26 protein-coding genes are annotated in these 24,106 nt (G+C 72.9%); 15 read left to right on the top strand and 11 right to left on the bottom strand.

Going from position 1 to position 24,106, the window contains the following annotated elements; translation table 11 throughout:
• Nucleotides 1-158: 158 nt before the first annotated feature.
• Nucleotides 159-1,067, top strand: coding sequence for a DMT family transporter (locus ACI2LY_RS22620; RefSeq protein ID WP_404708730.1), 909 nt, complete (start codon nucleotides 159-161; stop codon nucleotides 1,065-1,067).
• Here ACI2LY_RS22620 and ACI2LY_RS22615 read toward each other — a convergent pair.
• Nucleotides 1,046-1,762: a pyridoxamine 5'-phosphate oxidase family protein gene (locus ACI2LY_RS22615; protein WP_404708729.1), complete on the bottom strand. Its 717-nt coding sequence runs from the start codon at nucleotides 1,760-1,762 to the stop codon at nucleotides 1,046-1,048. The genes ACI2LY_RS22620 and ACI2LY_RS22615 overlap by 22 nt on opposite strands.
• Before the next feature lie 53 nt (nucleotides 1,763-1,815).
• Here ACI2LY_RS22615 and ACI2LY_RS22610 point away from each other — a divergent pair, with 53 nt between their 5' ends.
• Nucleotides 1,816-3,144: an aminotransferase class I/II-fold pyridoxal phosphate-dependent enzyme gene (locus ACI2LY_RS22610; protein ID WP_404708728.1), complete on the top strand. Its 1,329-nt coding sequence runs from the start codon at nucleotides 1,816-1,818 to the stop codon at nucleotides 3,142-3,144.
• A 132-nt stretch (nucleotides 3,145-3,276) separates the two neighbouring features.
• Here the strand turns inward: ACI2LY_RS22610 and ACI2LY_RS22605 are convergent, their stop codons facing one another.
• Nucleotides 3,277-4,236: a DMT family transporter gene (locus tag ACI2LY_RS22605; RefSeq protein WP_404708727.1), complete on the bottom strand. Its 960-nt coding sequence runs from the start codon at nucleotides 4,234-4,236 to the stop codon at nucleotides 3,277-3,279.
• A 74-nt stretch (nucleotides 4,237-4,310) separates the two neighbouring features.
• Between ACI2LY_RS22605 and ACI2LY_RS22600 the strand changes: the two genes are divergently transcribed.
• Complete coding sequence (locus ACI2LY_RS22600; RefSeq protein WP_404708726.1) at nucleotides 4,311-5,213, top strand: LysR substrate-binding domain-containing protein; 903 nt, start codon at nucleotides 4,311-4,313, stop codon at nucleotides 5,211-5,213.
• Between the two features lie 7 nt (nucleotides 5,214-5,220).
• Here the strand turns inward: ACI2LY_RS22600 and ACI2LY_RS22595 are convergent, their stop codons facing one another.
• The 3 genes from ACI2LY_RS22595 to ACI2LY_RS22585 all read right to left on the bottom strand — a co-directional run bounded on the left by ACI2LY_RS22595 (nucleotide 5,221) and on the right by ACI2LY_RS22585 (nucleotide 6,993).
• Complete coding sequence (locus ACI2LY_RS22595) at nucleotides 5,221-5,691, bottom strand: pyridoxamine 5'-phosphate oxidase family protein (RefSeq protein ID WP_388999501.1); 471 nt, start codon at nucleotides 5,689-5,691, stop codon at nucleotides 5,221-5,223.
• Between the two features lie 19 nt (nucleotides 5,692-5,710).
• Nucleotides 5,711-6,142 (bottom strand): Rieske 2Fe-2S domain-containing protein, encoded by a 432-nt coding sequence (locus tag ACI2LY_RS22590; protein ID WP_404708725.1) that lies wholly within the window; start codon nucleotides 6,140-6,142, stop codon nucleotides 5,711-5,713.
• Nucleotides 6,143-6,273: 131 nt separating this feature from the next.
• The gene (locus ACI2LY_RS22585) at nucleotides 6,274-6,993 is read right to left on the bottom strand and encodes an HAD family hydrolase (RefSeq protein ID WP_404708724.1); all 720 of its coding nucleotides are present in this window, start codon (nucleotides 6,991-6,993) and stop codon (nucleotides 6,274-6,276) included.
• A gap of 409 nt (nucleotides 6,994-7,402) precedes the next feature.
• On the opposite strand from ACI2LY_RS22585, the gene ACI2LY_RS22580 reads away from it, so the two are divergent.
• Nucleotides 7,403-8,005, top strand: coding sequence for a ScbR family autoregulator-binding transcription factor (locus ACI2LY_RS22580; RefSeq protein WP_401448599.1), 603 nt, complete (start codon nucleotides 7,403-7,405; stop codon nucleotides 8,003-8,005).
• A gap of 6 nt (nucleotides 8,006-8,011) precedes the next feature.
• Here the strand turns inward: ACI2LY_RS22580 and ACI2LY_RS22575 are convergent, their stop codons facing one another.
• Nucleotides 8,012-9,241 (bottom strand): cytochrome P450, encoded by a 1,230-nt coding sequence (locus tag ACI2LY_RS22575; RefSeq protein WP_404708723.1) that lies wholly within the window; start codon nucleotides 9,239-9,241, stop codon nucleotides 8,012-8,014.
• Between the two features lie 168 nt (nucleotides 9,242-9,409).
• On the opposite strand from ACI2LY_RS22575, the gene ACI2LY_RS22570 reads away from it, so the two are divergent.
• From ACI2LY_RS22570 to ACI2LY_RS22540, 7 genes are all read left to right on the top strand, one after another.
• Nucleotides 9,410-10,174, top strand: a complete 765-nt coding sequence (locus ACI2LY_RS22570; protein WP_404708722.1) for a HipA family kinase — start codon at nucleotides 9,410-9,412, stop codon at nucleotides 10,172-10,174.
• Nucleotides 10,171-10,620: a DUF3037 domain-containing protein gene (locus ACI2LY_RS22565; RefSeq protein WP_404708721.1), complete on the top strand. Its 450-nt coding sequence runs from the start codon at nucleotides 10,171-10,173 to the stop codon at nucleotides 10,618-10,620. Before ACI2LY_RS22570 ends, ACI2LY_RS22565 begins: the two co-directional genes overlap by 4 nt.
• A 145-nt stretch (nucleotides 10,621-10,765) precedes the next feature.
• Nucleotides 10,766-11,527: a 3-oxoacyl-ACP reductase FabG gene (gene fabG, locus ACI2LY_RS22560; protein ID WP_388999486.1), complete on the top strand. Its 762-nt coding sequence runs from the start codon at nucleotides 10,766-10,768 to the stop codon at nucleotides 11,525-11,527.
• Nucleotides 11,528-11,555: 28 nt separating this feature from the next.
• Nucleotides 11,556-12,317, top strand: coding sequence for an SDR family oxidoreductase (locus ACI2LY_RS22555; RefSeq protein WP_404708720.1), 762 nt, complete (start codon nucleotides 11,556-11,558; stop codon nucleotides 12,315-12,317).
• Nucleotides 12,318-12,513: 196 nt separating this feature from the next.
• The gene (locus ACI2LY_RS22550) at nucleotides 12,514-14,103 is read left to right on the top strand and encodes an ABC transporter substrate-binding protein (protein WP_404708719.1); all 1,590 of its coding nucleotides are present in this window, start codon (nucleotides 12,514-12,516) and stop codon (nucleotides 14,101-14,103) included.
• An 80-nt stretch (nucleotides 14,104-14,183) separates the two neighbouring features.
• Nucleotides 14,184-14,867, top strand: coding sequence for a uracil-DNA glycosylase (gene ung, locus ACI2LY_RS22545; protein WP_393915690.1), 684 nt, complete (start codon nucleotides 14,184-14,186; stop codon nucleotides 14,865-14,867).
• Nucleotides 14,868-15,031: 164 nt separating this feature from the next.
• Nucleotides 15,032-15,553, top strand: coding sequence for a hypothetical protein (locus ACI2LY_RS22540; RefSeq protein WP_388999706.1), 522 nt, complete (start codon nucleotides 15,032-15,034; stop codon nucleotides 15,551-15,553).
• Nucleotides 15,554-15,557: 4 nt separating this feature from the next.
• On the opposite strand, the gene ACI2LY_RS22535 is transcribed toward ACI2LY_RS22540, so the two are convergent.
• Both ACI2LY_RS22535 and ACI2LY_RS22530 read right to left on the bottom strand, forming a co-directional pair.
• On the bottom strand, nucleotides 15,558-15,935 hold the full coding sequence (locus ACI2LY_RS22535) for a hypothetical protein (protein WP_404708718.1): 378 nt from the start codon (nucleotides 15,933-15,935) through the stop codon (nucleotides 15,558-15,560).
• A 180-nt stretch (nucleotides 15,936-16,115) separates the two neighbouring features.
• Entirely contained in the window at nucleotides 16,116-16,628 is a 513-nt protein-coding gene (locus tag ACI2LY_RS22530; RefSeq protein ID WP_404708717.1) for a DinB family protein, read from the bottom strand.
• A gap of 109 nt (nucleotides 16,629-16,737) precedes the next feature.
• Here ACI2LY_RS22530 and ACI2LY_RS22525 point away from each other — a divergent pair, with 109 nt between their 5' ends.
• Complete coding sequence (locus ACI2LY_RS22525; RefSeq protein WP_404708716.1) at nucleotides 16,738-17,649, top strand: Gfo/Idh/MocA family protein; 912 nt, start codon at nucleotides 16,738-16,740, stop codon at nucleotides 17,647-17,649.
• Here the strand turns inward: ACI2LY_RS22525 and lnt are convergent.
• Nucleotides 17,567-19,138: an apolipoprotein N-acyltransferase gene (lnt, locus tag ACI2LY_RS22520; protein WP_404708715.1), complete on the bottom strand. Its 1,572-nt coding sequence runs from the start codon at nucleotides 19,136-19,138 to the stop codon at nucleotides 17,567-17,569. The two genes, ACI2LY_RS22525 and lnt, sit on opposite strands and share 83 nt — an antisense overlap.
• A gap of 119 nt (nucleotides 19,139-19,257) precedes the next feature.
• On the opposite strand from lnt, the gene ACI2LY_RS22515 reads away from it, so the two are divergent.
• Nucleotides 19,258-19,869 (top strand): DUF4291 domain-containing protein, encoded by a 612-nt coding sequence (locus tag ACI2LY_RS22515; RefSeq protein ID WP_404708714.1) that lies wholly within the window; start codon nucleotides 19,258-19,260, stop codon nucleotides 19,867-19,869.
• A gap of 34 nt (nucleotides 19,870-19,903) precedes the next feature.
• Here ACI2LY_RS22515 and ACI2LY_RS22510 read toward each other — a convergent pair whose 3' ends face one another.
• Complete coding sequence (locus ACI2LY_RS22510; RefSeq protein ID WP_404708713.1) at nucleotides 19,904-20,782, bottom strand: undecaprenyl-diphosphate phosphatase; 879 nt, start codon at nucleotides 20,780-20,782, stop codon at nucleotides 19,904-19,906.
• A gap of 158 nt (nucleotides 20,783-20,940) precedes the next feature.
• Nucleotides 20,941-21,702 carry a TVP38/TMEM64 family protein gene (locus tag ACI2LY_RS22505; protein WP_404708712.1) on the bottom strand — a complete coding sequence of 254 codons (762 nt, stop codon included), beginning with the start codon at nucleotides 21,700-21,702 and terminating at the stop codon, nucleotides 20,941-20,943.
• 316 nt (nucleotides 21,703-22,018) lie between these two features.
• Between ACI2LY_RS22505 and tuf the strand changes: the two genes are divergently transcribed.
• Together tuf and ACI2LY_RS22495 are read left to right on the top strand one after the other, a co-directional pair.
• The gene (tuf, locus tag ACI2LY_RS22500) at nucleotides 22,019-23,188 is read left to right on the top strand and encodes an elongation factor Tu (RefSeq protein ID WP_404708711.1); all 1,170 of its coding nucleotides are present in this window, start codon (nucleotides 22,019-22,021) and stop codon (nucleotides 23,186-23,188) included.
• Nucleotides 23,189-23,249: 61 nt separating this feature from the next.
• Nucleotides 23,250-24,095 (top strand): spermidine synthase, encoded by an 846-nt coding sequence (locus ACI2LY_RS22495; protein ID WP_404708710.1) that lies wholly within the window; start codon nucleotides 23,250-23,252, stop codon nucleotides 24,093-24,095.
• Nucleotides 24,096-24,106 lie beyond the last annotated feature (11 nt).

Below are 24,106 nucleotides of genomic sequence, written 5' to 3'. Positions count from 1 at the left end.
CCGCCTGAGGCGGGCCTCCGGGACAAACCGGCCCGGCGCTCTCGGCGCCGGGCGGGACGGTGCTGCCCGCAGCTGAAGTCCGCGCGCCCCACGTTCTGTCGGGGGCGTCTGCCAGCTTCCGCACCCTCTTCCGGGGTGCGCTACTGCGGAGAACTCTCGTGTCGCACACTGCTTTCGGCCTGCCCGTCGGGCGTGGCCTCTTCTATCTGACCGTCACCGGCGCCGCCTGGGGCACCGCGGGCGCCGTCGCCTCCCTCGTCTACCAGTGCGGTGACATGGGCCCGTTCGCCCTCTCCTTCTGGCGCTGCGCGGCCGGGCTCGTGCTGCTGCTCGCGGCCCGCCCGGCCCGTCCGACCGGCCCACGCCGCCGGGGCGGGGCGGCCCACGCCGTCGTCACCGGCATCGGGCTCGCCGTGTTCCAGAGCACCTACTTCGTCGCCGTGGACGCGACCGGGCTGGCCGTCGCCACCGTCGTCACCCTGGGCGCGGGCCCCGTACTGATCGCCCTCGGCGCCCGCTTCCTGCTGGGCGAACCGCTCGGCGTGGCCGGTGGTCTGGCCGTCACCGGCGCCCTCGCCGGGCTCGCGGTGCTGACCCTCGGCGGCTCCGAGGCGACCGTACGGACCCCGGGCGTGCTGTGGGCGCTCGCGGCGGCCGCCGGGTACAGCGCGATGACCCTGCTCACCCGCCACCGAGGACGTGCGGGCGGCACCGGCACCACCATCGGCGCCTTCGCGGTCACCACGGTGTGCCTGCTGCCGTTCGCCCTGGCCGAGGGCTTGTTCCCGCACACCGCGCACCCGCTGCGGCTGCTGCTCCTGCTCGGCTACCTCGCCGCCGTCCCCACCGCGCTCGCCTACGCCCTGTACTTCGCGGGCGCGGCCGTCGTACGGTCCGCCACGGTGTCCGTGATCATGCTGCTGGAGCCGGTCACCGCGGCGGTGCTCGCGGTGACGCTGCTCGGTGAGCGGCTCACGGCCGCCACGGTGACCGGCACCCTGCTGATGCTCACCGCCGTCGCCGCACTGGCCCTGGGCGAGGCCCGTCAGGCCCCGGTGGCCGTCTGAGCCTCGGCTCCACTCGCCAACTCCGCCAGGTAGTCCGGGAGTTCCGTACCGGGGGCCAGGTCGGCGTCGGCGAGCGGGGCCGTGTAGGTCCTGTGTACGGGGACCACTCCGGCCCAGTACGGCAGGGTGAGGTCCTCGGGCTCGTCGTTCACGCCGCCGGTGCGGATCTTGGCCGACACCTCCTCCAGGTCCAGCCGGATCACCGCGGTCGCCGCCAGTTCCTTGCGGTTGGCGCGGCGGGAGTCGGCCGAGCGGCCCGGCACCACCTGCTCCACCAGGGCGTCCAGCGCGATCCGCCGCTCCTCGGGGTCGGTGACCTCGTGCGCGACGCCGTGCACCAGCACCGAGCGGTAGTTGATCGAGTGGTGGAAGGCGGAGCGGGCCAGCACCAGCCCGTCGACATGCGTGACCGTCAGGCACACCGGGAGTCCCGGATCGGCGGCGCCGGTCATCCGCAGCGGGCGCGAACCCGTGGACCCGTGCACATACAGCCGCTCGCCGACCCGGCCGTACAGCGTGGGCAGCACCACCGGGGCGCCGTCGCGGACGAAGCCGAGGTGGCAGAGGTAGCCGTCGTCGAGGATCGCGTGCACCGTCTCCCGGTCGTACGACGCGCGCTCCGCGGAGCGGGTGGGCACGGTGCGGTCGGTCGGTGCGTAGTCGGCCTGCGGCGCTGCCTGTCCGGTGCTCTGCATGGCGGTCCCTCCCTGGACTTGTCTATTCATTGCACTAGTGCATAATGATGTTTGTGCTAGGAGAGTATCCGATTCAGGGGCGCGGTGCGGCGGAGATCGCGGCCAGTGTCGAACACGCGGTCGGCTCAGGGGAGCTGCTGCCGGGCCAAACCCTGCCGCCCATGCGGGAGTTGGCGGCCCGGCTGGAGGTGAATCCCAATACGGTCGCGGCCGCCTACCGCACCCTGCGCGAGCGCGGGGTGATCGAGACCGCCGGCCGCCGGGGCAGCAGGGTCCGCCCCAAGCCCGCCACGACCGGCCGGGACGAGCTGCGCCCCGACGTGCCGGAGGGCGCGCGGGACCTGTCCACCGGCAACCCCGACCCCGCGCTGCTGCCCGCCCTCGCCCCGGCGTTCGCGCACGCCGCGGCCCGCGCCGACCGGGCCCCGGGGCTCTACGGGGACGACCCGGCCGACCCGGACCTCGTCCGCGCCGCCCGCGCCGCACTCGACGCGGACGGTGTCCCCGCCGGGCCGCTCACCCTCACCTCCGGCTCCCTCGACGCCATCGAGCGCGTCCTCGCCGCGCATCTGCGGCCGGGCGACGCGGTCGCCGTGGAGGACCCCGGCTGGGGAAGCGTGCTGGACCTGATCCCCGCGCTCGGGCTGCGCCCCCTCCCCGTCGAGGTGGACGACGAGGGCCCGCTGCCCGCCGCACTGGACGCCGCCCTGCGCTCCGGCGCCCGCGCCCTGGTCGTCACCGCCCGCGCCCAGAACCCCACCGGAGCCTCGGTCGGCGCCTCCCGCGCCCGCGAGCTGCGCGCCGTGCTGCGCGAGCATCCCGGCGCCGTACTGATCGAGGACGACCACGGCCACGGCTTCGTCGACCTCCCCGCCCACCCCCTCGCGGGTGCCACGCGGCACTGGGCCTTCATCCGCTCCGTCTCCAAGACCTACGGCCCCGACCTGCGGCTCGCCGTCCTCGCCGGGGATGCCCGCACCGTCGACCTGGTGCGCGGACGGCAGCGGCTCGGCCCCGGCTGGGTGAGCCACCTGCTGCAACGTGCCGTCGCCCGGCTCTGGGCCGACGGCGCGGTGGGCCCGGAGGCCGCGGCCGCGTACAGCGCGCGTCGGCAGCGACTGCTCGACGCGCTCGCCGAACGCGGGGTCACCGCCCACGGCCGCAGCGGGATGAACGTCTGGGTGCCGGTGCCCGACGAGACCGGCGCGGTCGCCCGGCTCCTCCAGTCCGGCTGGGCCGTGGCCCCCGGCGCCCGCTTCCGGCTGGACTCACCACCGGCCGTCCGCATCACCGTCTCCCCCCTGGCCGAGGCGGACATCGCCCCGCTGGCGGACGCGGTGGCGGCGGCGGTACGTCCGTCCCCGGCGCGGTCGTACGGGTGAGAGTGAGCGGGGCGGGGCTCAGCCCCTGGCCCTTTCGCGGCGCCCCCTCGCCGCGACCGGCGGTGCTGCTCGGGGGCGCTGTTCCGCGCCTGGCCTCGGTCGGTGTCGTGCCGAGTTCTTCGCGCGTCGGCGTCACTGGGCGGACGCAGCCCTCCGCCTGACCTGCGTCAGCGCCGCCCCCACGATGACGATCACCGCGCCCACCGGAGTGGTCCAGCGCAGCGACTCCCCGAGGATCGTCACCCCTGCGACGGTGGCGATCACCGGCACGAAGTAGGTGACCATCTGGGCCGTGGTCGGGCCGACCTCGGCGACCAGGCCGTACTGGACGAGCATCGCCACGCCCGTGCCGAGGGCGCCCAGCGCGGCGACCGCCAGCAGCGGGCCCACCGGGAAGCGGGCCGGGACCGAGGTGAACAGCGGGGTGACAACGGCGAGTTGGACCGTGGCGAGGAGCAGCTGCGCACCCGTCATCGACAGATGCGAGTTGCCCGTACCGGCCAGCGTCCGCCGTACGTAGATCCAGCCGACCGGGTAGCTCAGCGAGGCCAGCAGGGCCAGTGCGGTGCCCCTGGCGTCCAGGCCGTGGAAGCCCTGCCAGGCGCCGAGGACGGTCAGCACACCGAGGAAGCCGACGCCGAGTCCGGCGACGCGGACCCGGGTCGGCCGGTCCTCGGAGAGGGCGATCACGGAGAACGCCATGCCCCACAGCGGCGAGGTGGCGTTGCAGATTCCGGCCAGGGTGGAGGGGATCGTCAGCTCGGCGAACGCGAAGAGGGAGAAGGGCAGGGCGTTCAGGAAGAACGCGGCGACCGCCAGATGGGCCCAGGTGCGGGCGCCGCGCGGCAGCCCCTCCCGCTTCACGGCCATGGCCACCGCGAGGACGAGGGTGCCGAAGAACAGGCGGCCCAGGGTGACCTGGAAGGGGGCGTAGGCGCCGGTGCCGACCTTGATCAGCAGGAAGCTGAAGCCCCAGATCAGGGACAGCAGCCCGAAGCGCAGCCGCCAGTCGAGCAGGCGGGGCGGGCGCGCGGGGGCCGGGACGGCGGTGGCGGCGGGGGACTGGGTCCGGGAGGGGATGACCGTGCTCATGCCGTCAAAGATGCTGGACGCAACTTCGTAGCACAATCGAGAATTCTAGCGCGATACCTTTTAGGATCGCTTACATGTTGAACCTGGAGCGCCTGCGCACCCTGCACGCCTTCGCCCGGCACGGCTCGGTCAGCGCCGCCGCCGAGGCGCTGCACGTCACCACGTCCGCCGTCTCGCAGCAGCTCGGCAAGCTGGAGCGGGAGGCCGGGCAGCAACTTCTCGCCAAGAACGGGCGTGGCGTACGGCTCACGGACGCCGGGCGGCTGCTGTCCGAGCACGCGGCCCGCATCCTCTCCCAGGTCGAGCTGGCCCAGTCCGACCTGGAGGCGCACCGGGGGCAGGTCGCCGGGGACCTGCGGATGTCGGCGTTCCCCACCGCCGCCCGGGGCCTGTTCCCGGCCGCGCTCGCCGACCTGCGCGCCCGGCACCCCGCCCTGCGGCTGCGCTCCTGCGAGCTGGAGCCGGAACTCGGCGTCGCCGGAGTCGCGCGCGGCGACCTGGACCTCGCGGTCGTCCTCGACTGGTACAACAAGCCGATGCCCGTGCCCGACGGCCTGGTCAAGGAACCCCTGTTGGACGATCCGGCCGAGGTCGCCCTGCCCGCCGGGCATCCGCTCGCGGGCCGGGACGAGGTCGACCTCGCGGAGTTCGCCGGGGACGAGTGGATCACCTGGGGCGAGGGGGAGTTCTGCCACGAGTGGCTGCTGTTCACCCTGCGCTCCAAGGGCGTGGAACCCATCGTCGGCCACCGTGCGGGCGAGACCCACACCCAGCTCGCGCTGGTCGCCGCCGGGCTCGGGGTGTGCATCGCGCCCCTGCTGGGCCGGGACCCGGTACCGCCCGGCGTCGTCCTGGTCCCGCTCAGGCAGCGGGTGCGGCGGCACGTCTATGTGCTGTGGCGGGCGGACGCCGACCGCCGCCCCTCCATCCGCGCCGCCGTCGACGCGCTGCGGACGGCGGCCGCGCGGCTCGGCTGAGTTGCCCTCAACGGCCGCCGAGCTTGCGGAAGTCCCAGGAGACGACCTTCTCCGGGGTCAGCCGGGCCCAGGCGTGCCGGCCGTCGTGCGGCATCTCGTCCATGCCGAAGTTCTTCCGCGCGAACAGCGTCTCCGCCGTGTCCAGTTCGGCGCACAGCTCCCCGGTGCGGGGCACCTCGCCCACGAACTCCACCCGCCCGGACAGCTCGGCCCCGCGCAACTGGTCGTACTCCTCACCCGAGTCGACGACCACCGCGACCCGCGCGTCGTTCCGCAGCTGGGTCCAACGCCTGCTGCGCACCACGGAGTACAGCCAGAGCGAGGTGCCGTCCCACACGAACCAGAGCGCGCTCACATGCGGGGTGCCGTCCGCCGAGACGGTCGCCACCCGGCAGGTGCGCTGACTGGTCAGGAACTCGTCCAGCTCGCCGGGCGTCATCATGATCTTCCGGCCCCGGCGCTGCTGCGTGACGCTCATGCGGCCCCCCCCTCGCCGGTCAGGCCAGTTTGATCTCGTCGCCGGACACGGTGATCTTCTCCTCGGGCAGCGGCGCCGTGGCGGGTCCTTTCTTCACGCTGCCGTCCGTCACCGAGAAGTGGCTGTCGTGGCACGGGCAGACGATCACCCCGTCGGCGACACTGCCCACCGCGCAGCCCTGGTGGGTGCACTTCGAGGAGAACGCCTTGTACGTGCCCGCGCTCGGCTGGGTGACCACCACCCCCTGGTCCTTGAAGATCTTGCCGCCGCCCTCCGGGATGTCAGCGGTCTTGGCCAGGGCGTCCCCGGCGGAACCGGAACCGGCCGCGTCCGAGCCGCCGTCCTGCGAACCGCAGGCCGCCAGCGCCACGGTGAGCCCGGCGGCTCCCGCCGCCGCGATCACGGTCCGCCGGTCCGGTCCGGCTGTGGGGCGGGGTGATGCGCTGGTCATGGGGGGTTTCCTTCCGCCGGAGTGAGGTTCTTGATCCGTCCAGGGGTACGGCCCCGTGGCACCTGCCGTTCAGCGACGGCCCCGATCCTCGCCGCCGGGGCATGAGGACGGCGTAAGCGCCGCGCCCCGGATCAACTCCCGGTGAGCGGCACCCAGGAGCGCACCCAGGTCAGCAACTCCGGTGTGTGCAGCGCCGGTACCCACACATCGGCCCGGTGGGCGTCGTCGCCGGGTGGCCGGGGGCCGACGCCGAGCACCCGCAGTCGGGCGCGGCGGGCCGACTCGACGCCGGTCAGCGAGTCCTCGACCGCCAGCGCCTCGTCCGCGCGCACCCCGCACAGCCGGGCCGCCGTCTCGTAGACGTCCGGCCACGGCTTGGGGCGGACGGTGCCGATGTCGTCGGCCGGGGTCGGGGACGGGACGACGATGTGCGCGAAGTGGGCGCGCAGGCCAGCCCGTTCGAGGCTCGCCTCCACCACTTCCGCGGGGCAGTTGCTCGCCACCGCCAGGGGGAGCCTGCCGGAGAGCAGCCGGACGAGTTCGACGGCGCCGGGCATCGTCACCGGGTCGTCCGCGACGAGCGCCAGGAAGTGGTGGAGGAGCGCCGCCGTCAGATCGGCGGTCAGTTCCGGCTTGTGCACCGACTCCGCCATGAGCCGTCCGCAGTCGGCGTAGTGCACCCCCTTGGCCTGCTCGGCGAACCCCGGCGGGGCCTGGAGGCCGAAGCCCCGGAAGGCCCTCGCGCGGGCGTCCTGCCAGTGGCGTTCGCTGTCCATCAGGGTGCCGTCGCAGTCGAAGACGACGGCCCTCGGGGACCAGTCGAGCAGATGATGACCCGTGGTGGACACCATGACCTCCCTGGAACGGGCATTCCCGGCATAGCTCGGGAAACGGAAACATTGTGGCCGCTACGTTATTTACGCGCTCAGAGTGAGGAAATGACTACATGGAGTTATCGACGGTGGGGGGTTTCGAGGTGTATGTGCACCCAGGGGGATCAGGTGCCGGAGTCGGCGCCCGGATCGCCAACGGCTTTGTGTGAAAGCACAGTTGGGGCATATTCACGGGGTGATCGGCGCCGCCGCGCCACGGCCGTCGCCCTCGCGGTGAGGTACCGAAACGGTGGCGGAGCGGGCCCTTTACCACTCGCCCGCGTTCATCCTCGAAAGAAAAGCGCAATTACCGCGCGAGTGTGGGTGCCGAGGCCCCCGGCGCACGCGGGCGCACTACATTCTTCGGCGTCGGGAACGTTGAGTGAGGGTGGACGGGACGTTGCAGGAACGGGCCAGGGCAACGCGCCGATCACTCCTGGAGGCGGCCGCCTCCCTCTTCGCCGAACGGGGGTACGCGGGGACCAGCGTCAATGACATAAGCAGCAGGTCGGGACGGACGAGCGGCTCCGTGTACTTCCACTACGCGAGCAAGGAGGGCATCGCCCTCGCCGTCGTCCAGGATCGTTTCGCCACCTGGCCCGGACTCACCGCCCGGTATACGAACGAGACGGTCCCGCCCATGGACCGCCTCGTCGCGCTGAGCTACGACATCGCCGAGGCCCTCGCCGAGGATCCCGTGACCCGTGGGGGCGCCAGGCTGTGGGCCGAGCGCGACGTCATCAACGCGGCGCTCCCCGACCCGTTCGCCCTCTGGACCGCCGCGACCACCCGCCTGCTGGCCCAGGCGCGGGCCACCGGCCAGCTCGCCCCGCACATCCGGCCCGCCCCCACCGCCCGCGCCCTCGTCCGCGCCTTCTTCGGCCTCTGCTCCCTCACCGAGGCGCTGGAAGGCAGGGCGACGATCACCGCCCGGCTGGCCGAGTGGTGGCACCTCACCCTGCCGTCCCTCCAGGCGGCACCCCGGCGCTGAGGCCGGTCAGAGGCGCACCGGAAGCTCCCGCACACTGTTGCCGACGAAGCTGGCGTGGCGCGGCAAGTCCTCCTCCCGCACGGCGAGTTCGAGGTCCGGGAAGCGGGCGAACAGCCGCTCCAGCGCGACCGTGGCCTCCAGCCGGGCCAGCGGAGCGCCCAGGCAGTAGTGGGCGCCGTGCCCCAACGACAGGTTGCGTACGGCGTCGGCGCGGGCCGGGCGGGTGACGTCGAAGCGGTCGGCGTCCGGGCCGTGGGCCGCCCGGTCGCGTCCGGCGGCGGAGTAACCCGCCAGCACCGGGGTGCCCGCCGGGATGGTCGTACCGTCGAGCGTGAGGTCCCGCACCGGATAGCGGAACGGGAAGTAGCTCACCGGCGAGTCCCAGCGCAGGGTCTCCTCCACCACGTCGGCCCAGCTCGCGCCGCCGGAGCGGACCAGGTCGAGCTGGTCGCGGTGGCCGCACAGCGCCCGCACGGCGTTGGTGATCAGGTTCAGGGTGGTCTCGTGCCCGGCGACGATCAGCAGCACCAGGGTGCCGATCAGCTCCTCCTGCCCGAGCCGGTCGCCGCCCTCGTCGCGGGCGGCGATGAGGGCACTGGTCAGGTCGTCGCCGGGGTGCGCGGCCTTGGCCGCCGCTATCTCGCCCAGCACACCGACGAGTTCGCGGTTCGCGGCCAGTGCCGCTTCGGGGCCGATGTCCGTCGCCACCACCTGGTTGCTGAGCCGGTGCAGACGGTCACGGAACTGCTCGTCCACGCCCAGGAGTTCACAGATGACGCCCATCGGCAGCGGCAGCGCGAAGTGCCGCCGGAGATCGACGACATCCTCGCCCGCCGCCAGCCCGTCCAGCAGCGCGTCGGTCAACTCCTCGACGCGTGACCGGAGTCCCTCCACCCGGCGCGGGGTGAAGGCCCGGCTGACCAGGGACCGCAGCCGCCGGTGGTCCGCCCCGTCGGCCGTGGTCATGCCGCGCACGGTGGCGAACGTCAGCAGCGGCCAGCCCGGTGCCACCCGGCCCTCGTGCAGCGCCCTGAAGTGCCGTACATCCTTGGCCACTTCGGGATGCTGGAGAAACTCCCGCAGCGCGTCGTGCCCCAGGACGGCCATCCCCTCGATCCCGCCCGGCAGTTCGACGGGCGCCACCGCGCCCAGGGCCAGCAGACGGGCGTTGTCGGCGTGCGGGCAGCCCCCTGCGGGGTTCAGCCGGTGCGGGGCGTTGCCGGGCGAGGTCTCCACGGTTCTCCTTGACGGTCGTACGGGCCGGTCCGGGGGTGCGGGAGGGTGCTCGGCCGATCGTAGGCGGGTGACGGGCCGTACGGAGCGGGGTCGGCCCAGGCGGTGGGCGTGGCCGTCGTCGGGAACAGGGGCCGCGGTGGGCCCTCGTACGCGGGATAGCCTGGGCGGATGCTGACCGAAGTCACCGCCACCCGGTTCGTCACGCCCCTGCGTGAGGGCGGCTCGCTGCCGGGGCTCGTCGAGACCGACGATCTCGGGCTCCACGTCCTGAAGTTCGCCGGAGCCGGGCAGGGCCGCAAGACCCTCGTCGCGGAGGTCGTCTGCGGGGAACTCGCCCGGCGCCTCGGCTTCCGGGTGCCCGGACTGGTGACCGTCCTGCTGGACCCCGTCCTCGGTCTCGGCGAACCCGAACGGCAGGTGCAGGACCTGCTGCGCGCCAGTGGCGGGGCCAACCTCGGCATGGACTTCCTCTCCGGCGCCCTCGGCTACGACCCCCTCGCCTTCCCCGTCGACCCCGCGGAGGCGGGCCGGATCGTCTGGTTCGACGCGCTGGTCAACAACGTCGACCGCTCCTGGCGCAACCCCAACCTCCTGGTGCGGGGAGGCGGGCTGTGGCTCATCGACCACGGCGCCACCATGATCTGGCACCACAACTGGCCCTCCGTCGACGCCTCCGCCGCCCGGCCCTACGACGCCGCCGACCACGCCCTCGCCCGCTTCGCCCCCGACGTCACCGCCGCCGCGGCCGACCTGGCCCCCCTGGTCACCGAGGACCTGCTCGCCGAGGTCACCGCCCAGATCCCCGACGCCTGGCTGGCCGACGAACCCGGCTTCGACACCCCCGGCGACCTGCGCCGCGCCTACGCGCGCCCACTGCTCGCCCGCGCGGGCACCGTCCACGAACGCATCGAGGGCCTCAAGGAGAGCAAGTGAGCGAGCACCACATTCACATGGCCGGCAGTGTGGTCGAGCGCCACATCATCCGCGCCGGTCAGGGCGGCGACCGCGAGGTGTACGAGTACGCCCTGCTGCGCGTCGTCCCCCGCGTCGAGCGCGGCGAGCGGATCAACGCGGGCGTGCTCGTCTACTGCCGCGCCCGTGGTTACGTCGGCGCCCGCACCCATCTGGACGAGGCCCGGCTGCTCGCGCTCGACCCGGACGCGGACGTCGCCGGGGTGCGGGCCGCGCTCGGCGCGGTGGAGCGGATCTGCGCGGGCGGGGAGGAGGCCGGGCAGGCGGCGGGCGACGACGCCGGGCGGCGTTTCCGCTGGCTGATCGCGCCCCGCTCCACCGTCGTCCGGCCCGGCCCGGTGCACACCGGGCTGACCGCCGACCCGGTGGCCGAGACGGAGCGGCTGCTGGACCTCCTGGTGAGGTAATGGATCACACCGCCCGGTGTCCCGTTGACACCGGGTGCCAGGGCTTCTAGCGTCACGGGTGCGGAAGGTACTAAGCGGTCGCTCACCGCACGGCGGGTCCGGTGCCGGACCTGTCGGGTTCTCTCAAGGGCGAGGAGAAGCAGCAATGTCCACCACTGCACAGCGGGTCGCGGTAGTCACCGGCGGGGCGCGCGGAATCGGCGCCGCCACCGCCGTACGGCTCGCCGCCGAGGGTCACGCGGTCGCCGTGATCGACCTGGACGAGGCCGCCTGCAAGGACACGGTCGAGAAGATCACCTCGGCGGGCGGCAAGGCCGTCGCGGTCGGCGCCGACGTCTCCGACGAGGCGCAGGTCGAGGCCGCCGTCGCGCGGGTCGTCGAGGAGCTGGGCGCGCCGACCATCCTGGTCAACAACGCCGGTGTGCTCCGCGACAACCTGCTCTTCAAGATGAGCGTGTCCGACTGGGACACCGTGCTCGGCGTGCACCTGCGCGGCTCGTTCCTGATGACGAAGGCCGTGCAGAAGCACATGGTGGACGCGGGCTTCGGCCGGGTCGTCAACCTGTCCTCGTCCTCCGCGCTCGGCAACCGCGGCCAGGCCAACTACTCGGCCGCCAAGGCGGGTCTCCAGGGCTTCACCAAGACCCTCGCCATCGAGCTGGGCAAGTTCGGCATCACCGCCAACGCCGTCGCCCCCGGTTTCATCGCCACCGAGATGACCAAGGCCACCGCCGACCGCGTGGGCATGGGCTTCGACGACTTCAAGAAGGCCGCCGCCACCCAGATCCCGGTCCAGCGCGTCGGTGAGCCCGAGGACATCGCCAACGCCATCGCCTTCTTCACCGGCGAGGCGGCCGGATTCGTCTCCGGCCAGGTGCTGTACGTCGCCGGCGGACCGCTCGACTAGTCACTCGGGAACCTGGGGAAACACGGACATGACTGCACTCCCGGAACTCTCCGGCAAGGCCGCGCTCGTCACGGGCGCCAGCCGGGGCATCGGCTACGGCGTCGCGGAGGCCCTGGTGGCACGCGGTGACCGCGTCGTCATCACCGGCCGCAACGAGGAGGCGCTGAAGGAGGCCGTCGAGCGGCTCGGCGCCGACCGCGTCATCGGCGTCGCGGGCAAGGCCCACGACCTCGCCCACCAGGCCGAGGCCGTCGAACGCGCCATGGAGGCGTTCGGCCGCGTCGACTACCTGGTCAACAACGCGGGCACCAACCCGGTCTTCGGCCCCATGGCCGACGTCGACCTGGACGTGGCCCGCAAGGTGTTCGAGACCAACGTGATCTCGGCGCTCGGCTTCGCCCAGAAGACCTGGCACGCCTGGCAGAAGGACAACGGCGGCGCCATCGTCAACATCGCCTCCGTCGCCGGTATCGCGCCCTCGCCCTTCATCGGCGCGTACGGCGTGAGCAAGGCCGCGATGATCAACCTGACCCAGCAGCTCGCGCACGAGTTCGCGCCGAAGGTGCGGGTCAACGCCATCGCCCCGGCGGTCGTGAAGACCAAGTTCGCCGAGGCGCTGTACGAGGGCCGGGAGGAGGAGGCGGCCGCCGCCTACCCGCTCGGCAGGCTCGGCGTGCCCTCCGACATCGGCGGGGCCGCGGCCTTCCTCACCTCCGCGCAGTCCGACTGGGTCACCGGTCAGACGCTCGTCGTGGACGGCGGCATCTTCCTCAACGCCGGGGTGGGCTGACCCCTCCCGGCCCGTGTCGCCACGGGCGCCGTTCCCTGCGGGGGCGGCGCCCGTACGCGTTCCCCAGGTGGTCGGGGCCGTGACAACGTAGTCATCCCATAACCGTTCAACAACCCATGTTTCAGGGGAGGTTCAGGAGGTCTCGGGCTGCGGTATGGTCTGCCGACCTTGGTACGGCGGATCGAGGAGCGAGCGCGTGTTCAAGCGGAACAGAGTCCGGCGCAGGGTCGCGGCGGCCGTGTCCCTGACCTCCCTCATCACCCTGCTGCCCGGTTGTGGCCTGCTCTCCGACGGCGGCCCCGACGACAGCAGCCCGATCGTGGTGGGGACGACGAGCGCACCGAGCACCCTGGACCCGGCGGGCGCCTGGGACGGCTCCTGGGAACTGTTCCGCAACGTCTACCAGACCCTCCTGGCCTACCCGAACGGCGCGACCACCCCGCAGCCGGACGCGGCCGAGAGCTGTGCGTTCACCGACTCCACCAGCCGCACCTACCGCTGCAAGCTGCGCGCCGACCTGACGTTCGCCGACGGCGACGCCCTGGACGCCAGGGCCGTGCAGTACTCCATCGACCGCATCCGCGCCATCAACGCCCCCACCGGCCCGGCCGGACTGCTGGAGGGGCTCGACCGGGTGGAGACCGTCGGCACCCGGGAGATCGTCTTCCACCTCAAGAAGCCCGACGCCACCTTCCCGTTCGTGCTCGCCACCCCGGCCATGTCCCTGGTCGACCCGCGCGAGTACCCCGCGGGCTCGCTGCGCACCGACAAGAACGCGCACGGATCGGGCCCGTACGAGCTGAAGTCCTACGACGAGGGCAAGGAGGCGGTGCTGGTCCGCAACGACCGGTACGAGGGCTTCGCGAAGCGGGAGAACAAGGCGGTGACCATCCGCTACTTCCAGGACTCCGGCGCGATGGTCAAGGCGCTGCGCGACAAGCGGATCGACGTCACCTACCGGGGACTCGCCGCCGACGACATCCTCGCCCTCCAGACGCAGGCCCCGGCCGATCTGCAACTGGTCGACGGCACCGGCACCGACATCAGCTACCTGGTGTTCAACCCCAAGGACCGCTGGGCCGGGAACGCGGCCGTGCGCAAGGCGATAGCCCAGGTCGTGGACCGGGGCGCGATCGCGCACAAGGTGTACCGGGACACCGTCGAGCCGCTGTACTCGATGGTCCCCAAGGGCCTGACCGGCCACGCCACCTCCTACTTCGACCAGTTCGGCGACCCGAGCGCGGGCAAGGCGCGCGCGATCCTCACCGAGGCGGGCATCAAGCGGCGGGTCCCGCTCACCTTCTGGTACGCCTCCGACCGCTACGGCTCCGAGACCGCGGTGATGTTCCGGGAGCTGAAGCGGCAGCTGGAGGGCTCCGGGCTGTTCACGATCACCCTGCGCGCCCGCCCGTGGAAGACCTATGTGACCGGCTACCAGAAGGGGGAGTACCCAGTGTTCGGGCGGGGCTGGTTCCCGGACTACCCCGACGCGGACAACTTCATCGCGCCCTTCGTCGGCGAGCACAACGCCCTGGGCACCCCGTACGTGAGCAAGAAGATCACCGGTGAACTGCTGCCCCGGTCGCGGGCGCAGGGGGACCGGGCCGAGGTGGTCAAGGACCTGACGGCCGCCCAGCGGATCATGGTGGACGACGCCCGGCTGATCCCGCTCTGGCAGGGGCGCCAGTACATCGCCGCGAGCGAGGACATCTCCGGGGGCGAGCGCGCCCTCGACCCCTCGACGATCATGATGATGTGGGAGCTGCACCGCAAGACCAGCTGGTGAGCGGCCTGCCACCCGCGTTGTCAGTGGTCACCTGTAGGTTCTGAAGCCTGGAAGTGACCACGGATCGTGAGGACATCGACGTGACCGACATCGCCATGCTGCCCGAGTCCTGGCAGGGCGTTCTGGGCGACGAGCTGCAGCAGCCCTACTTCAAGGAGCTGACCGAGTTCGTCGAGGAGGAGCGGGCGAACGGTCCCGTCTACCCCCCGCGCGAGGAGGTCTTCGCGGCGCTCGACGCGACGCCGTACGACAAGGTCAAGGTGCTCGTCCTCGGTCAGGACCCGTACCACGGCGAGGGCCAGGGGCACGGCCTGTGCTTCTCGGTGCGGCCCGGGGTGAAGACCCCGCCGTCGCTGCGGAACATCTACAAGGAGCTGCGCGAGGAGCTGGACCTGCCCGTCCCGGACAACGGCTATCTGATGCCGTGGGCCGAACAGGGCGTCCTGCTGTTGAACGCGGTGCTCACCGTGCGCGCGGGCGAGGCCAACTCGCACAAGGGCAAGGGCTGGGAGAAGTTCACGGACGCGGTGATCCGCGCGGTCGCCTCCCGTCCCGACCCGGCGGTCTTCGTGCTGTGGGGGAACTACGCGCAGAAGAAGCTGCCGCTGATCGACGAGACCCGGCATGTGGTGGTCAAGGGCGCGCACCCCTCGCCGCTGTCCGCGAAGAAGTTCTTCGGCTCGCGGCCCTTCACCCAGATCGACGAGGCCGTCGCCGCGCAGGGCCACGAGCCGATCGACTGGCGCATCCCCGACCTGGGCTGACCCGCACCGGCCCCGCATCGGCACCGGCCCCGCACCCGTGGCGGCGCCGGTCCGGGCGTGTCGTCGTGTCGTCCGGAGCCGCCTGCCCGGTATCGCCCCCGGCTGCGGTTAGCGTCATGGGCGGACGGCCGACGAGCGGCCGGATGACGGGTCCGGAGGGCGCGGTGGCGGAGCGACAGGAGCAGACGGCGCCCGATGCCCTGCTCACCCGGATCGGCCAGATCGTCATGCTGCACCGGGGCGGCGACCGCGAGGAGGCCCGGCGCCGACTGCTGGAGCTGTGGGCCGAGACGGCGGAGTCCGACGACCCCCTGCACCGCTGCACCCTCGCCCACTACCTGGCCGACACCCAGGACGACCCGGTGGACGAACTCGCCTGGGACCTACGGGCGTTGTCGGCGGCGGACGAACTGACCGACGGCCGCCCCGGCGCCGACCCCAGCACCGTGCGCGGCTTCTACCCCTCCCTGCACCTCAACCTCGCGGCCGACTACCTCAAGCTGGACCGCGCGGACGCCGCCCGCACCCACCTCCGCCGCGCCCGCCGCGCGGCGGACACCCTCCCCGACGACGGCTACGGCACCGGTGTCCGGGCCGCGATCACCCGCCTGGAACTCCGCCTCCCCGACACCGGTCCCACGGAGGGCGACGGCTGGGGTCCGCCGAGACAACGGCCGGTGAACTGAAACTTCAGCGTCCGTACGCCCGCTCGCAGATCGTCGACTGGGGGCTGTTCTTGGACCAGCCGCCGTACTTCTTGCCCAGGGCGCACACGTTCGGGACCCCCGGCGCCACTCGGGGTGCGTGCGGGATGTCGGTGCGCGGCCGCTCCGGGTACGCCCTGCGGGGCGCGGGCACGGCGGGCGTCCGCCTCGGTTCGGGCACCGGGGCGGCGGCCGGGTGGTGCGGGGTCTCCGAAGCGGGGGAGGGCCCGGTCCGCTGCAGCGACTCCTGCCCCGGTTCCTGGTCCAGCCGGGGCAGCGCGCTCCCGTCCGGCCGGGCCGCCGCCGCCCGCGAGGGTGGGGCGTCCGGTCCCGCGGCGGGCGCCGTCGGCCCGTGCACTGTCATGCACCCGGTGAGAGCAGTGACGGCCACGGTGACCAGAAGGGCTGCGGCACTCGTAGTTCGATCCACCCGCCCACTCTGCGCGCCCCGCCGCCGGTCCGGCTCCACCGACGGGCCCCCGATGCCCCACACGAGTGATCTCTCCCCCAACCGGAGGGCGTGGCGCGGACGAGGGCTGACGCGTCAGTCGCCGGTCCGGCCGTCGATCCGCTCCCGGATCAGGTCGGCGTGACCGTTGTGCCGGGCGTACTCCTCGATCATGTGGGTGTAGATCCAGCGGACGTGGAACGGGTCTCCCGCCGACCTGCGCAACCCCTTGGACAGGTCGTCCAACCCGAGACCGGCGACGTTGCGCCGCGCCCGCTCCACCTCGGTCCGCCAGGTCGTGTGGGCGTCCTGCCAGGTGTCGGCGTCGGTGATGTGCCAGTCGGCGTCCGGGTCCTCCTTGGTGGAGTACAGCACTCCCAGGTCCTCGCCGAGCAGGATCTCCTGGAACCAGTACCGCTCGACCTCGGCCAGGTGCCGCACCAGGCCCAGGAGCGTCATGGTGGACGGTGCCACGGACGGGGTGCGCAACTGCTCGTCGGTCAGGTCCGCGCACTTCTCGATCAGGGTCAGCCGGTGGTAGTCGAGCCAGCCCTCCAGCATGTCGCGTTCACCGGCGTCGATGGCGGGCTCTTTGCGTATGTCGGTCATGCCCCGCATCCTCGCCCAAGTCCCGCGCGACGACCATGAGTTTTCAGCCGTGCGGCCCGCCGTATCCTTCCGAGGAGGAAAACGCGGGACAGCGGTAGGGAGAGCGCACGTGAAGGTCGGCTGCATCGGACTCGGTGACATCGCGCGGAAGGCGTATCTGCCGGTCCTCGGCACGCAGCCCGGGATCGACCTGCACCTCCAGACCCGCACCCCCGCCACCCTCGCCCGTGTGGCCGACTCGCTGCACGTCCCCGCGGAGCGGCGGCACGAGACGCTGGACTCGCTGCTCGACGCGGGCCTCGACGCGGCCTTCGTGCACGCGCCCACCGCCGTGCACCCGGAGATCGTCACCCGGCTTCTGGAAGCGGGCGTCCCCACGTACGTCGACAAGCCGCTCGCCTACGAACTCGGCGACTCCCAGCGGCTGGTGGAGCTGGCCGAGCGCCGGGGCGTCCCCCTCTTCGTCGGCTTCAACCGCCGCTACGCCCCCGCCTACGCGCAGGTCCTGGAGCACCCGCGCGAGCTGATCCTGCTCCAGAAGAACCGGGTCGGCCTCCCCGAGGAACCGCGCTCGATGGTGCTGGACGACTTCATCCACGTCGTCGACACCCTGCGCTTCCTGGTGCCCGGCCCGGTGGACGACGTCACGGTCCGGGTCCGCGCCGAGGCGGGGCTGCTGCACCACGTGGTGCTCCAGCTCTCCGGCGACGGCTTCACCGCGCTCGGCGTGATGAACCGGCTCAGCGGCTCCGCCGAGGAGATCCTCGAGGTCTCCGGGCAGGACACCAAGCGCCAGGTGATCAACCTCGCCGAGGTGATCGACCACAAGGGCCAGCCCACCGTGCGCCGCCGGGGCGACTGGGTCCCGGTGTCCCGGCAGCGCGGCATCGAGGGCGCCGTCCTCACCTTCCTCGACGCCGTCCGCGCGGGCGAACCGCTCAGCGCACGGGACGCGCTGGCGACCCACGAGCTGTGCGAGCGCGTGGTACGAGCGGCTCAGGACCCGTCCGGCGCGGCCTGAGCGCCCGTACGCCCTCCGCCACCCCCAGCACCGCCAGCACCAGCAGCGCGCCGTCCACCGGCCAGTCGCCGTGCCGGACGTACGGGGTGACGCCGTGCGCCAGCGGTACGTCGTACACCCGGGCGGCGCTCGCGCCGGTGCCGAGCCAGGGGCCCGCGCGCTCGCCGTCCGGGCCGTAGACGGCGGAGACGCCGGTCAGGGTGGCGTGCACCATCGGGCGGCCGGTCTCGGCGGCCCGCAGCGCGGCCAGCGAGGCATGCTGCTCCGGGGCCCAGCTGTCCTGGAAGGTCGAGGTGGCGGACTGGCCGAGCAGCACGTCCGCGCCGTCCTCGGTGAGATGGCGGCCCATGTCGGGGAACGCGGTCTCGAAGCAGACCAGCGGGCCTATCCGGAGCCGCCCGGCGTCCATCACGACCTGCTCCGTGCCCCGGTGCCGGTCCTCGCCCGCCGCCTTGCCGACCGAGGTGGCCCAGCCGAGCAGCGCGCGGGCCGGGACGTACTCACCGAACGGGACCAGCCGCATCTTGTCGTACCGCTCGCCGGTGAGGCCGTCCGGGCCGACGAGTACCGAACTCTTGTAGATGCCGGGGCGGTCGGAGCGGCGGGCGTCCACGTTCACCAGGATCTCGGCGCCGGTCCGCCGGGACAGCTCGGCGATCCGGCGGGCCAGGTCGGGCCGGTCGCCCAGATCGTGGCCGACGCTGCTCTCGCCCCAGACGATCAGGTCGACGTCCCGCCCCGCCAGCTGCCGGGTCAGCGCCTCCTCCCGCGCGAACCGCTGCTCGGGACCGTCGTACACCCCCGGCTGGACGACCGCGATCCGCGCCCGCCCGTCCACGTCCGCGTGCGGAGCCCAGGCGTACGCGGCGGTGGTCGCGGCGGCGGTGGCGACCAGGGAGGCGACGGCGGGGACGCGGGAGGCGCGTACCGAGACCAGCACCGCCAGCGCCACGTTGACGGCCACCACCAGGAAGCTGAGCAGCCACACCCCGCCCACCGAGGCGAGCCGCAGCGCCGGGCCCACCTGCCACTGGGTGGAGCCGAGCATGCCCCAGGGTCCGCCGAGCCCCTGCCAGGAGCGGACCAGCTCCACGGCCAGCCACGCGGAGGGCAGCACCAGCAGGGCGGCCGAGGCACGGCCGGGGGACGGGGTGCCGCCCAGGAAGCGGCGCACCAGCCAGCCCCAGGGCGCCCAGAGCGCGCCCAGCAGCGCCGCTATCAGGAAGATGAACACATGCAGGCTCGGCAGCAGCCAGTGGTGCACGGCCAGCATGAAACCGATGCCCCCGCACCAGCCGTCCAGCGCGGCCCGGCGGGCGGTCGGCGCGGTACGGGCCAGGGCGATCCAGGGGACGAGGGCGACGTAGGCGAACCACCACAGCGCGGGCGCCGGGAACGCGAGCACGGGCAGCGCGCCCGCGAGGGCGGCGGCGCCGGAACGGGGCCAGGGGGAGCCCAGCAGCCGGCCGAACAACCTCGTGCTCCTCATCCGGACTCTCCCTCCCCAGGGCCCACACCTCCAGTGTGCGCGCCCCGCCCGATCGGGGACAGGGCGCCGCCCGCGAAATCGGGTGGCGCACCGGGCGCGGGGTGGCCGAACCTGATCACATGCCCGATCAACCCACCGCCATCGAACCGAAGTTCCGGATCCGCGCGGCCCACACGCCCACCACGATCACGGTGTACCAGGCGTACCGGCCCGGCATCGGCGTCCCGGCGGCCCGCGCCGGGCGCTTCCCGGCGAGCTGGAAGCGGGAGCGGATGACCTGGATCAAGCCATCCTTCCTCTGGATGATGTACCGCTGCGGCTGGGGCACCAAGGAGGGGCAGGAGACCGTCCTCGCCGTCGACATCACCCGCACCGGCTTCGAGTGGGCCATCGAGAACGCCTGCCTCTCGCACCACGTCCCCGCGCTGCACGGCACCCCGGCCGACTTCAAGCGCGCCCTCCGCGAGGCGCCCGCGCGGGTGCAGTGGGACCCGGAGCGGGACCTGCGCCTGAACCCGCTGCCCCACCGCTCCCTCCAGCTCGGCCTGGCCGGAGAGGCGGCCGCGCGCTATGCCGACGAGTGGATCGTGGACATCCGGGACGTGACCCCGCTGGCGCGGGAGATCCACGGGGCGGTACGGGCGGGGCGGCTGGAGGAGGCGGCCACGCTGCTGCCCGAGGAGCGGCCGTACCCCGTGGGGGAGGGGGCGCTGACGCACCTGGGCGCGTAGGTTCCCGTCGCCGACCGTGCCGGGGCCGGGCGGCTCAGCCCGCCGACTCCGCCGCGTGCGGGCTCAGTACGCCCGCGGTGACCAGGGCGATGATGACGATGCCCAGGGCCACGCGGTAGTAGACGAACGGCATGAAGCTCTTGTTGGAGATCCACTTCATGAACCACGCGATGACCGCGTAGCCGGACACGAAGGCGATCACCGTGGCGAAGAGAGTCGGCCCCCAGGCCACCTCGCTGTTCGCGCCCAGGGAGTCCTTCACCTCGAAGACGCCGGAGGCGAGGACGGCGGGGATGGCGAGGAGGAAGGAGTAGCGGGCCGCGTCCTCGCGCTTGTAGCCCATGAACAGGCCGCCGCTGATGGTGGCGCCGGAGCGGGAGACGCCGGGGATGAGGGCGCACGCCTGGCAGAGGCCGAAGATCAGGCCGTCCTTGACGCCGAGGTCCTGCAGGGTCTTGCGCTGCTTGGCGCTGCGGTGTCGGCCGCCGGACTCGTCGCGGGCCGCCAGCCGGTCGGCGATGCCTATCACCACACCGACCACGATCAGCATGGTCGCTGTGATCCTCAGGTCGCGGAACGGCCCCTCGATCTGGTCCTTGAGCGTCACGCCCAGCACGCCGATCGGGATCGACCCGACGATCACCAGCCAGCCCATCTGGGCGTCGTGGTCGCCCCGCATGGACTTGTCGAACAGCGAGCGGAACCAGGACGAGACGATCCGCCCGATGTCCTTGCGGAAGTAGATGAGGACCGCCGCCTCCGTACCGATCTGCGTGATCGCGGTGAAGGCCGCGCCGGGGTCGTGCCAGCCGGAGAAGGCCGCGGTCAGCCGCAGATGCGCGCTGGAGGAGACGGGCAGGAACTCGGTGAGCCCCTGGACGAGTCCGAGAACGAGGGATTCAAACCAAGACATGGAGGAGAGGCGTCCAAGCGCTGGGGAGCGTAGGGGATCATGCGACGCAGGGCAGCGTAGCGGGCGCCGTTGGCAAAGCCTTCACAGGGGGTTGGTCATCGAATGGTCATGAACACCGGGGGTCCGTGGCCGGTACCAGGGGCGTCCCGGCGGTTTCGTCAACGCGCGCGCAGATGATGGCGTTTGCGCCAGGCCAGCACCGTACCCGCCAGCGCGGGCAGCCCGATCGCGGCCAGCGCGATGAGGAACGCGGGTGAGGTCGGCGTGGACGCGCGGGCCCCGGCGACCGCGTACGCGGCCGTGTTCGGGATCGAGCCGAGCGCCGTGGCGAGCAGGAAGGGCACGGTGCGCATCCGGGAGACGGCCGCGCAGTAGTTGGCCGCCCAGAACGGCACGCCGGGAAACAGCCGGGCCGCCAGCATCGACCGGAAGCCGTGCCGACTGAGCTGCCCGTCGGCCGCCTTCAGCCAGCGCCCGCGCAACAGCGGACGCAGCGCGTCCTGCCCCAGCGCCCGCCCGAGCCCGAACGCCAGTCCGGCGCCCAGCACCGTGCCCGCCAGCGCCGAGGTCAGCCCCAGGGTGGAGCCGAACAGCGCGCCCGCCGCCAGGTTGAGCAGCGGGCGCGGGACGAACGCCACCGTGCACAGTCCGTACGCCAGCGCGAACACCGCCGCCGCCGCGAACCCGCCGAGCTGCGGCGGCCAGCCGTCGGTGAGCAGGCGCTGCGGGTCGAAGACCAGGACGGCGACGGCCGCGCCCGCGAGCAGGGTGAGCAGCAGCGCGAGACGCGCGTACGGCGAGGGCCACGCGCGGGCGGCGGGGGTGAGGGGCGTCAGGGGCAGGGCTGGGGTCGGCCTCAGGGCGACGGCCGGGGGCTCGGCCGTGGCGGTGCCCCCAGAGCGGGTGGTGGCATCGGGCATTCGGCGACAGTAACCGACGCGGGGGTGTGATCGGCGTATGGTCGGCGGCCGTTGACCGCCGGACGGGCGCGGAAAACCGTTCGACGTGGGACGACGCGTCCGCCATGATCTGCGTCATGTTCCGGTACGCCTTCCTCGCAGCATCCGCAGTCGCGGACGCGCCGAAGGCTGCCGTCCTCGTCCTCGTGGCAGCCGTCGACGGCGCCCGAAGCTGACCCTCTCCGGATCAAGCCCGGCGGACCCCGCGAGGGGAGGGTCGGCGAGTCCCAGGGGTCCCCGTGCTCTCCACGCACCACCAAGACCACGAGGAACAGCCATGCCCAAGACGGCATACGTGCGCACCAAGCCGCACCTGAACATCGGCACCATGGGCCACGTCGACCACGGCAAGACCACCCTGACCGCCGCCATCACCAAGGTGCTCGCCGAGCGCGGCACCGGCACGTTCGTGCCGTTCGACCGCATCGACCGGGCCCCGGAGGAGGCCGCGCGCGGCATCACCATCAACATCGCGCACGTCGAGTACGAGACGGACACCCGGCACTACGCCCACGTCGACATGCCGGGCCACGCCGACTTCGTCAAGAACATGATCACCGGCGCCGCCCAGCTCGACGGGGCGATCCTGGTCGTCTCCGCGCTCGACGGGATCATGCCGCAGACCGCCGAACACGTGCTGCTCGCCCGGCAGGTGGGGGTCGACCACATCGTGGTCGCGCTCAACAAGGCCGACGCGGGCGACGAGGAGCTGGCCGACCTGGTCGAGCTGGAGGTGCGCGAACTGCTCACCTCCCAGGGGTATCCGGGCGAGTCGGTGCCCGTCGTACGGGTCTCGGGGCTCAAGGCGCTCGCGGGCGACCCGCGTTGGACGGCGTCCGTGGAGGCGCTGCTCGACGCGGTCGACACGTACGTGCCGATGCCCGAGCGGTACCTGGACGCGCCGTTCCTGCTCCCGGTGGAGAACGTGCTCACCATCACCGGTCGCGGCACCGTCGTCACCGGCGCCGTCGAGCGGGGCACGCTGCGGGTCGGCGACCGGGTGGAGGTGCTCGGCGCCGGGGTGGAGAGCGTGGTCACCGGTCTGGAGACCTTCGGCAAGCCGATGCCGGAGGCGCAGGCCGGGGACAACGTGGCGATCCTGCTGCGCGGGGTGCCGCGTGACGCGGTCCGGCGCGGGCATGTCGTCGCGGCGCCGGGGAGTGTGGCGCCGAGCCGCCGGTTCGCCGCGCGGGTGTACGTGCTCTCCGGGGCCGAGGGCGGCCGCACCAAGCCGCTGTCCAGCGGGTACCGGCCGCAGTTCTACATCCGCACGGCGGACGTGGCCGGGGACATCGACCTCGGTGAGGTGGCGGTCGCCCGGCCCGGCGACACGGTGGAGATGACCGTGGAGCTGGACCGGGAGGTGCCGCTGGAGCCGGGCCTCGGGTTCGCCATCCGCGAGGGCGGGCGGACCGTGGGCGCGGGGACGGTCACCTCCGTCGGCTGAGCGGTGCGGGGTGCGTGGGGCTCGGCTCCGCGCACCCCGTCGGACCGGCGACAATGGCCGGGTGAGCGAACCCATACCCGTGAGCCGGACCGTCGACCACGGCACCGCCAAGCTGATGCCCGACGTCGACCGGGACCGGGCCTGGCTGCTCACCGTCGACGGGGCCCCGCAGTCCTACGTCGACCTGGACGAGCCGGAGCACCTGGAGTTCGAGTACGCCCGTCGGCTCGGCCACGCCCTCGACACGGCCGCCGAGCCCGGCCGGGCGCTGGACGTGCTGCACCTGGGCGGGGGAGCGCTCACCCTGCCCCGGTACGTCGCCGCGACCCGGCCCGGCTCCCGGCAGGACGTGGTGGAGGCCGACAAGGGCCTCCTCGACCTGGTCACCGAGCAGCTGCCGCTGCCGCCCGGCTCGGGCATCACCACCCACGCCGCCGACGCGCGCGCCTGGCTGGAGGCGGCCCCGGACGACAGCGCCGACGTACTGATCGCGGACGTCTTCGGCGGCTCCCGCGTCCCGGCGCACCTCACCTCGCTGGACTACGCCCGCGAGGCGGCACGGGTGCTCCGCCCGGACGGCGTCTACCTCGCCAACCTCGCCGACGGCGCGCCCTTCACCTTCCTCCGCTCCCAACTGGCCAACCTCGCGGCCCTGTTCGGGGAACTCGCCCTGATCGCGGAGCCAGGAGTCCTCCGCGGCCGCCGCTTCGGCAACGCCGTCCTCCTCGCCTCCCAACACCCCCTGAACACCGCCCCACTGGCCCGCCGCACGGCCGCCGACGCCTTCCCCGCCCGCGTCGAACACGGCCCGCCCCTAAGCAAGTTCATCGGCACGGCCCACCCCGTCCCCGACGCCGACGCCGTCCCGTCCCCCACGCCCCCGGACGGGGCTTTCGGTATCGGCTGAGGCGCGCGGCG

This window comes from Streptomyces sp. NPDC002176 (genome assembly GCF_044903645.1).
In the GTDB taxonomy this organism is placed as follows: domain Bacteria; phylum Actinomycetota; class Actinomycetes; order Streptomycetales; family Streptomycetaceae; genus Streptomyces.
This window is presented reverse-complemented; position numbering and strand designations above follow the sequence as displayed.

What these genes read in the sequence shown, in the direction of transcription:
- ACI2LY_RS22615 (WP_404708729.1), bottom strand. Translation starts at nt 1,762, where the DNA reads ATGCAGAGCACCGGACAGGCAGCGCCGCAGGCCGACTACGCACCGACC.
- ACI2LY_RS22605 (WP_404708727.1), bottom strand. Translation starts at nt 4,236, where the DNA reads ATGAGCACGGTCATCCCCTCCCGGACCCAGTCCCCCGCCGCCACCGCC.
- ACI2LY_RS22600 (WP_404708726.1), top strand. Translation starts at nt 4,311, where the DNA reads ATGTTGAACCTGGAGCGCCTGCGCACCCTGCACGCCTTCGCCCGGCAC.
- ACI2LY_RS22595 (WP_388999501.1), bottom strand. Translation starts at nt 5,691, where the DNA reads ATGAGCGTCACGCAGCAGCGCCGGGGCCGGAAGATCATGATGACGCCC.
- ACI2LY_RS22590 (WP_404708725.1), bottom strand. Translation starts at nt 6,142, where the DNA reads ATGACCAGCGCATCACCCCGCCCCACAGCCGGACCGGACCGGCGGACC.
- ACI2LY_RS22585 (WP_404708724.1), bottom strand. Translation starts at nt 6,993, where the DNA reads ATGGTGTCCACCACGGGTCATCATCTGCTCGACTGGTCCCCGAGGGCC.
- ACI2LY_RS22570 (WP_404708722.1), top strand. Translation starts at nt 9,410, where the DNA reads ATGCTGACCGAAGTCACCGCCACCCGGTTCGTCACGCCCCTGCGTGAG.
- fabG (WP_388999486.1), top strand. Translation starts at nt 10,766, where the DNA reads ATGTCCACCACTGCACAGCGGGTCGCGGTAGTCACCGGCGGGGCGCGC.
- ACI2LY_RS22555 (WP_404708720.1), top strand. Translation starts at nt 11,556, where the DNA reads ATGACTGCACTCCCGGAACTCTCCGGCAAGGCCGCGCTCGTCACGGGC.
- ACI2LY_RS22535 (WP_404708718.1), bottom strand. Translation starts at nt 15,935, where the DNA reads ATGACAGTGCACGGGCCGACGGCGCCCGCCGCGGGACCGGACGCCCCA.
- ACI2LY_RS22530 (WP_404708717.1), bottom strand. Translation starts at nt 16,628, where the DNA reads ATGACCGACATACGCAAAGAGCCCGCCATCGACGCCGGTGAACGCGAC.
- lnt (WP_404708715.1), bottom strand. Translation starts at nt 19,138, where the DNA reads ATGAGGAGCACGAGGTTGTTCGGCCGGCTGCTGGGCTCCCCCTGGCCC.
- ACI2LY_RS22515 (WP_404708714.1), top strand. Translation starts at nt 19,258, where the DNA reads ATGCCCGATCAACCCACCGCCATCGAACCGAAGTTCCGGATCCGCGCG.
- ACI2LY_RS22510 (WP_404708713.1), bottom strand. Translation starts at nt 20,782, where the DNA reads ATGTCTTGGTTTGAATCCCTCGTTCTCGGACTCGTCCAGGGGCTCACC.
- ACI2LY_RS22505 (WP_404708712.1), bottom strand. Translation starts at nt 21,702, where the DNA reads ATGCCCGATGCCACCACCCGCTCTGGGGGCACCGCCACGGCCGAGCCC.
- tuf (WP_404708711.1), top strand. Translation starts at nt 22,019, where the DNA reads ATGCCCAAGACGGCATACGTGCGCACCAAGCCGCACCTGAACATCGGC.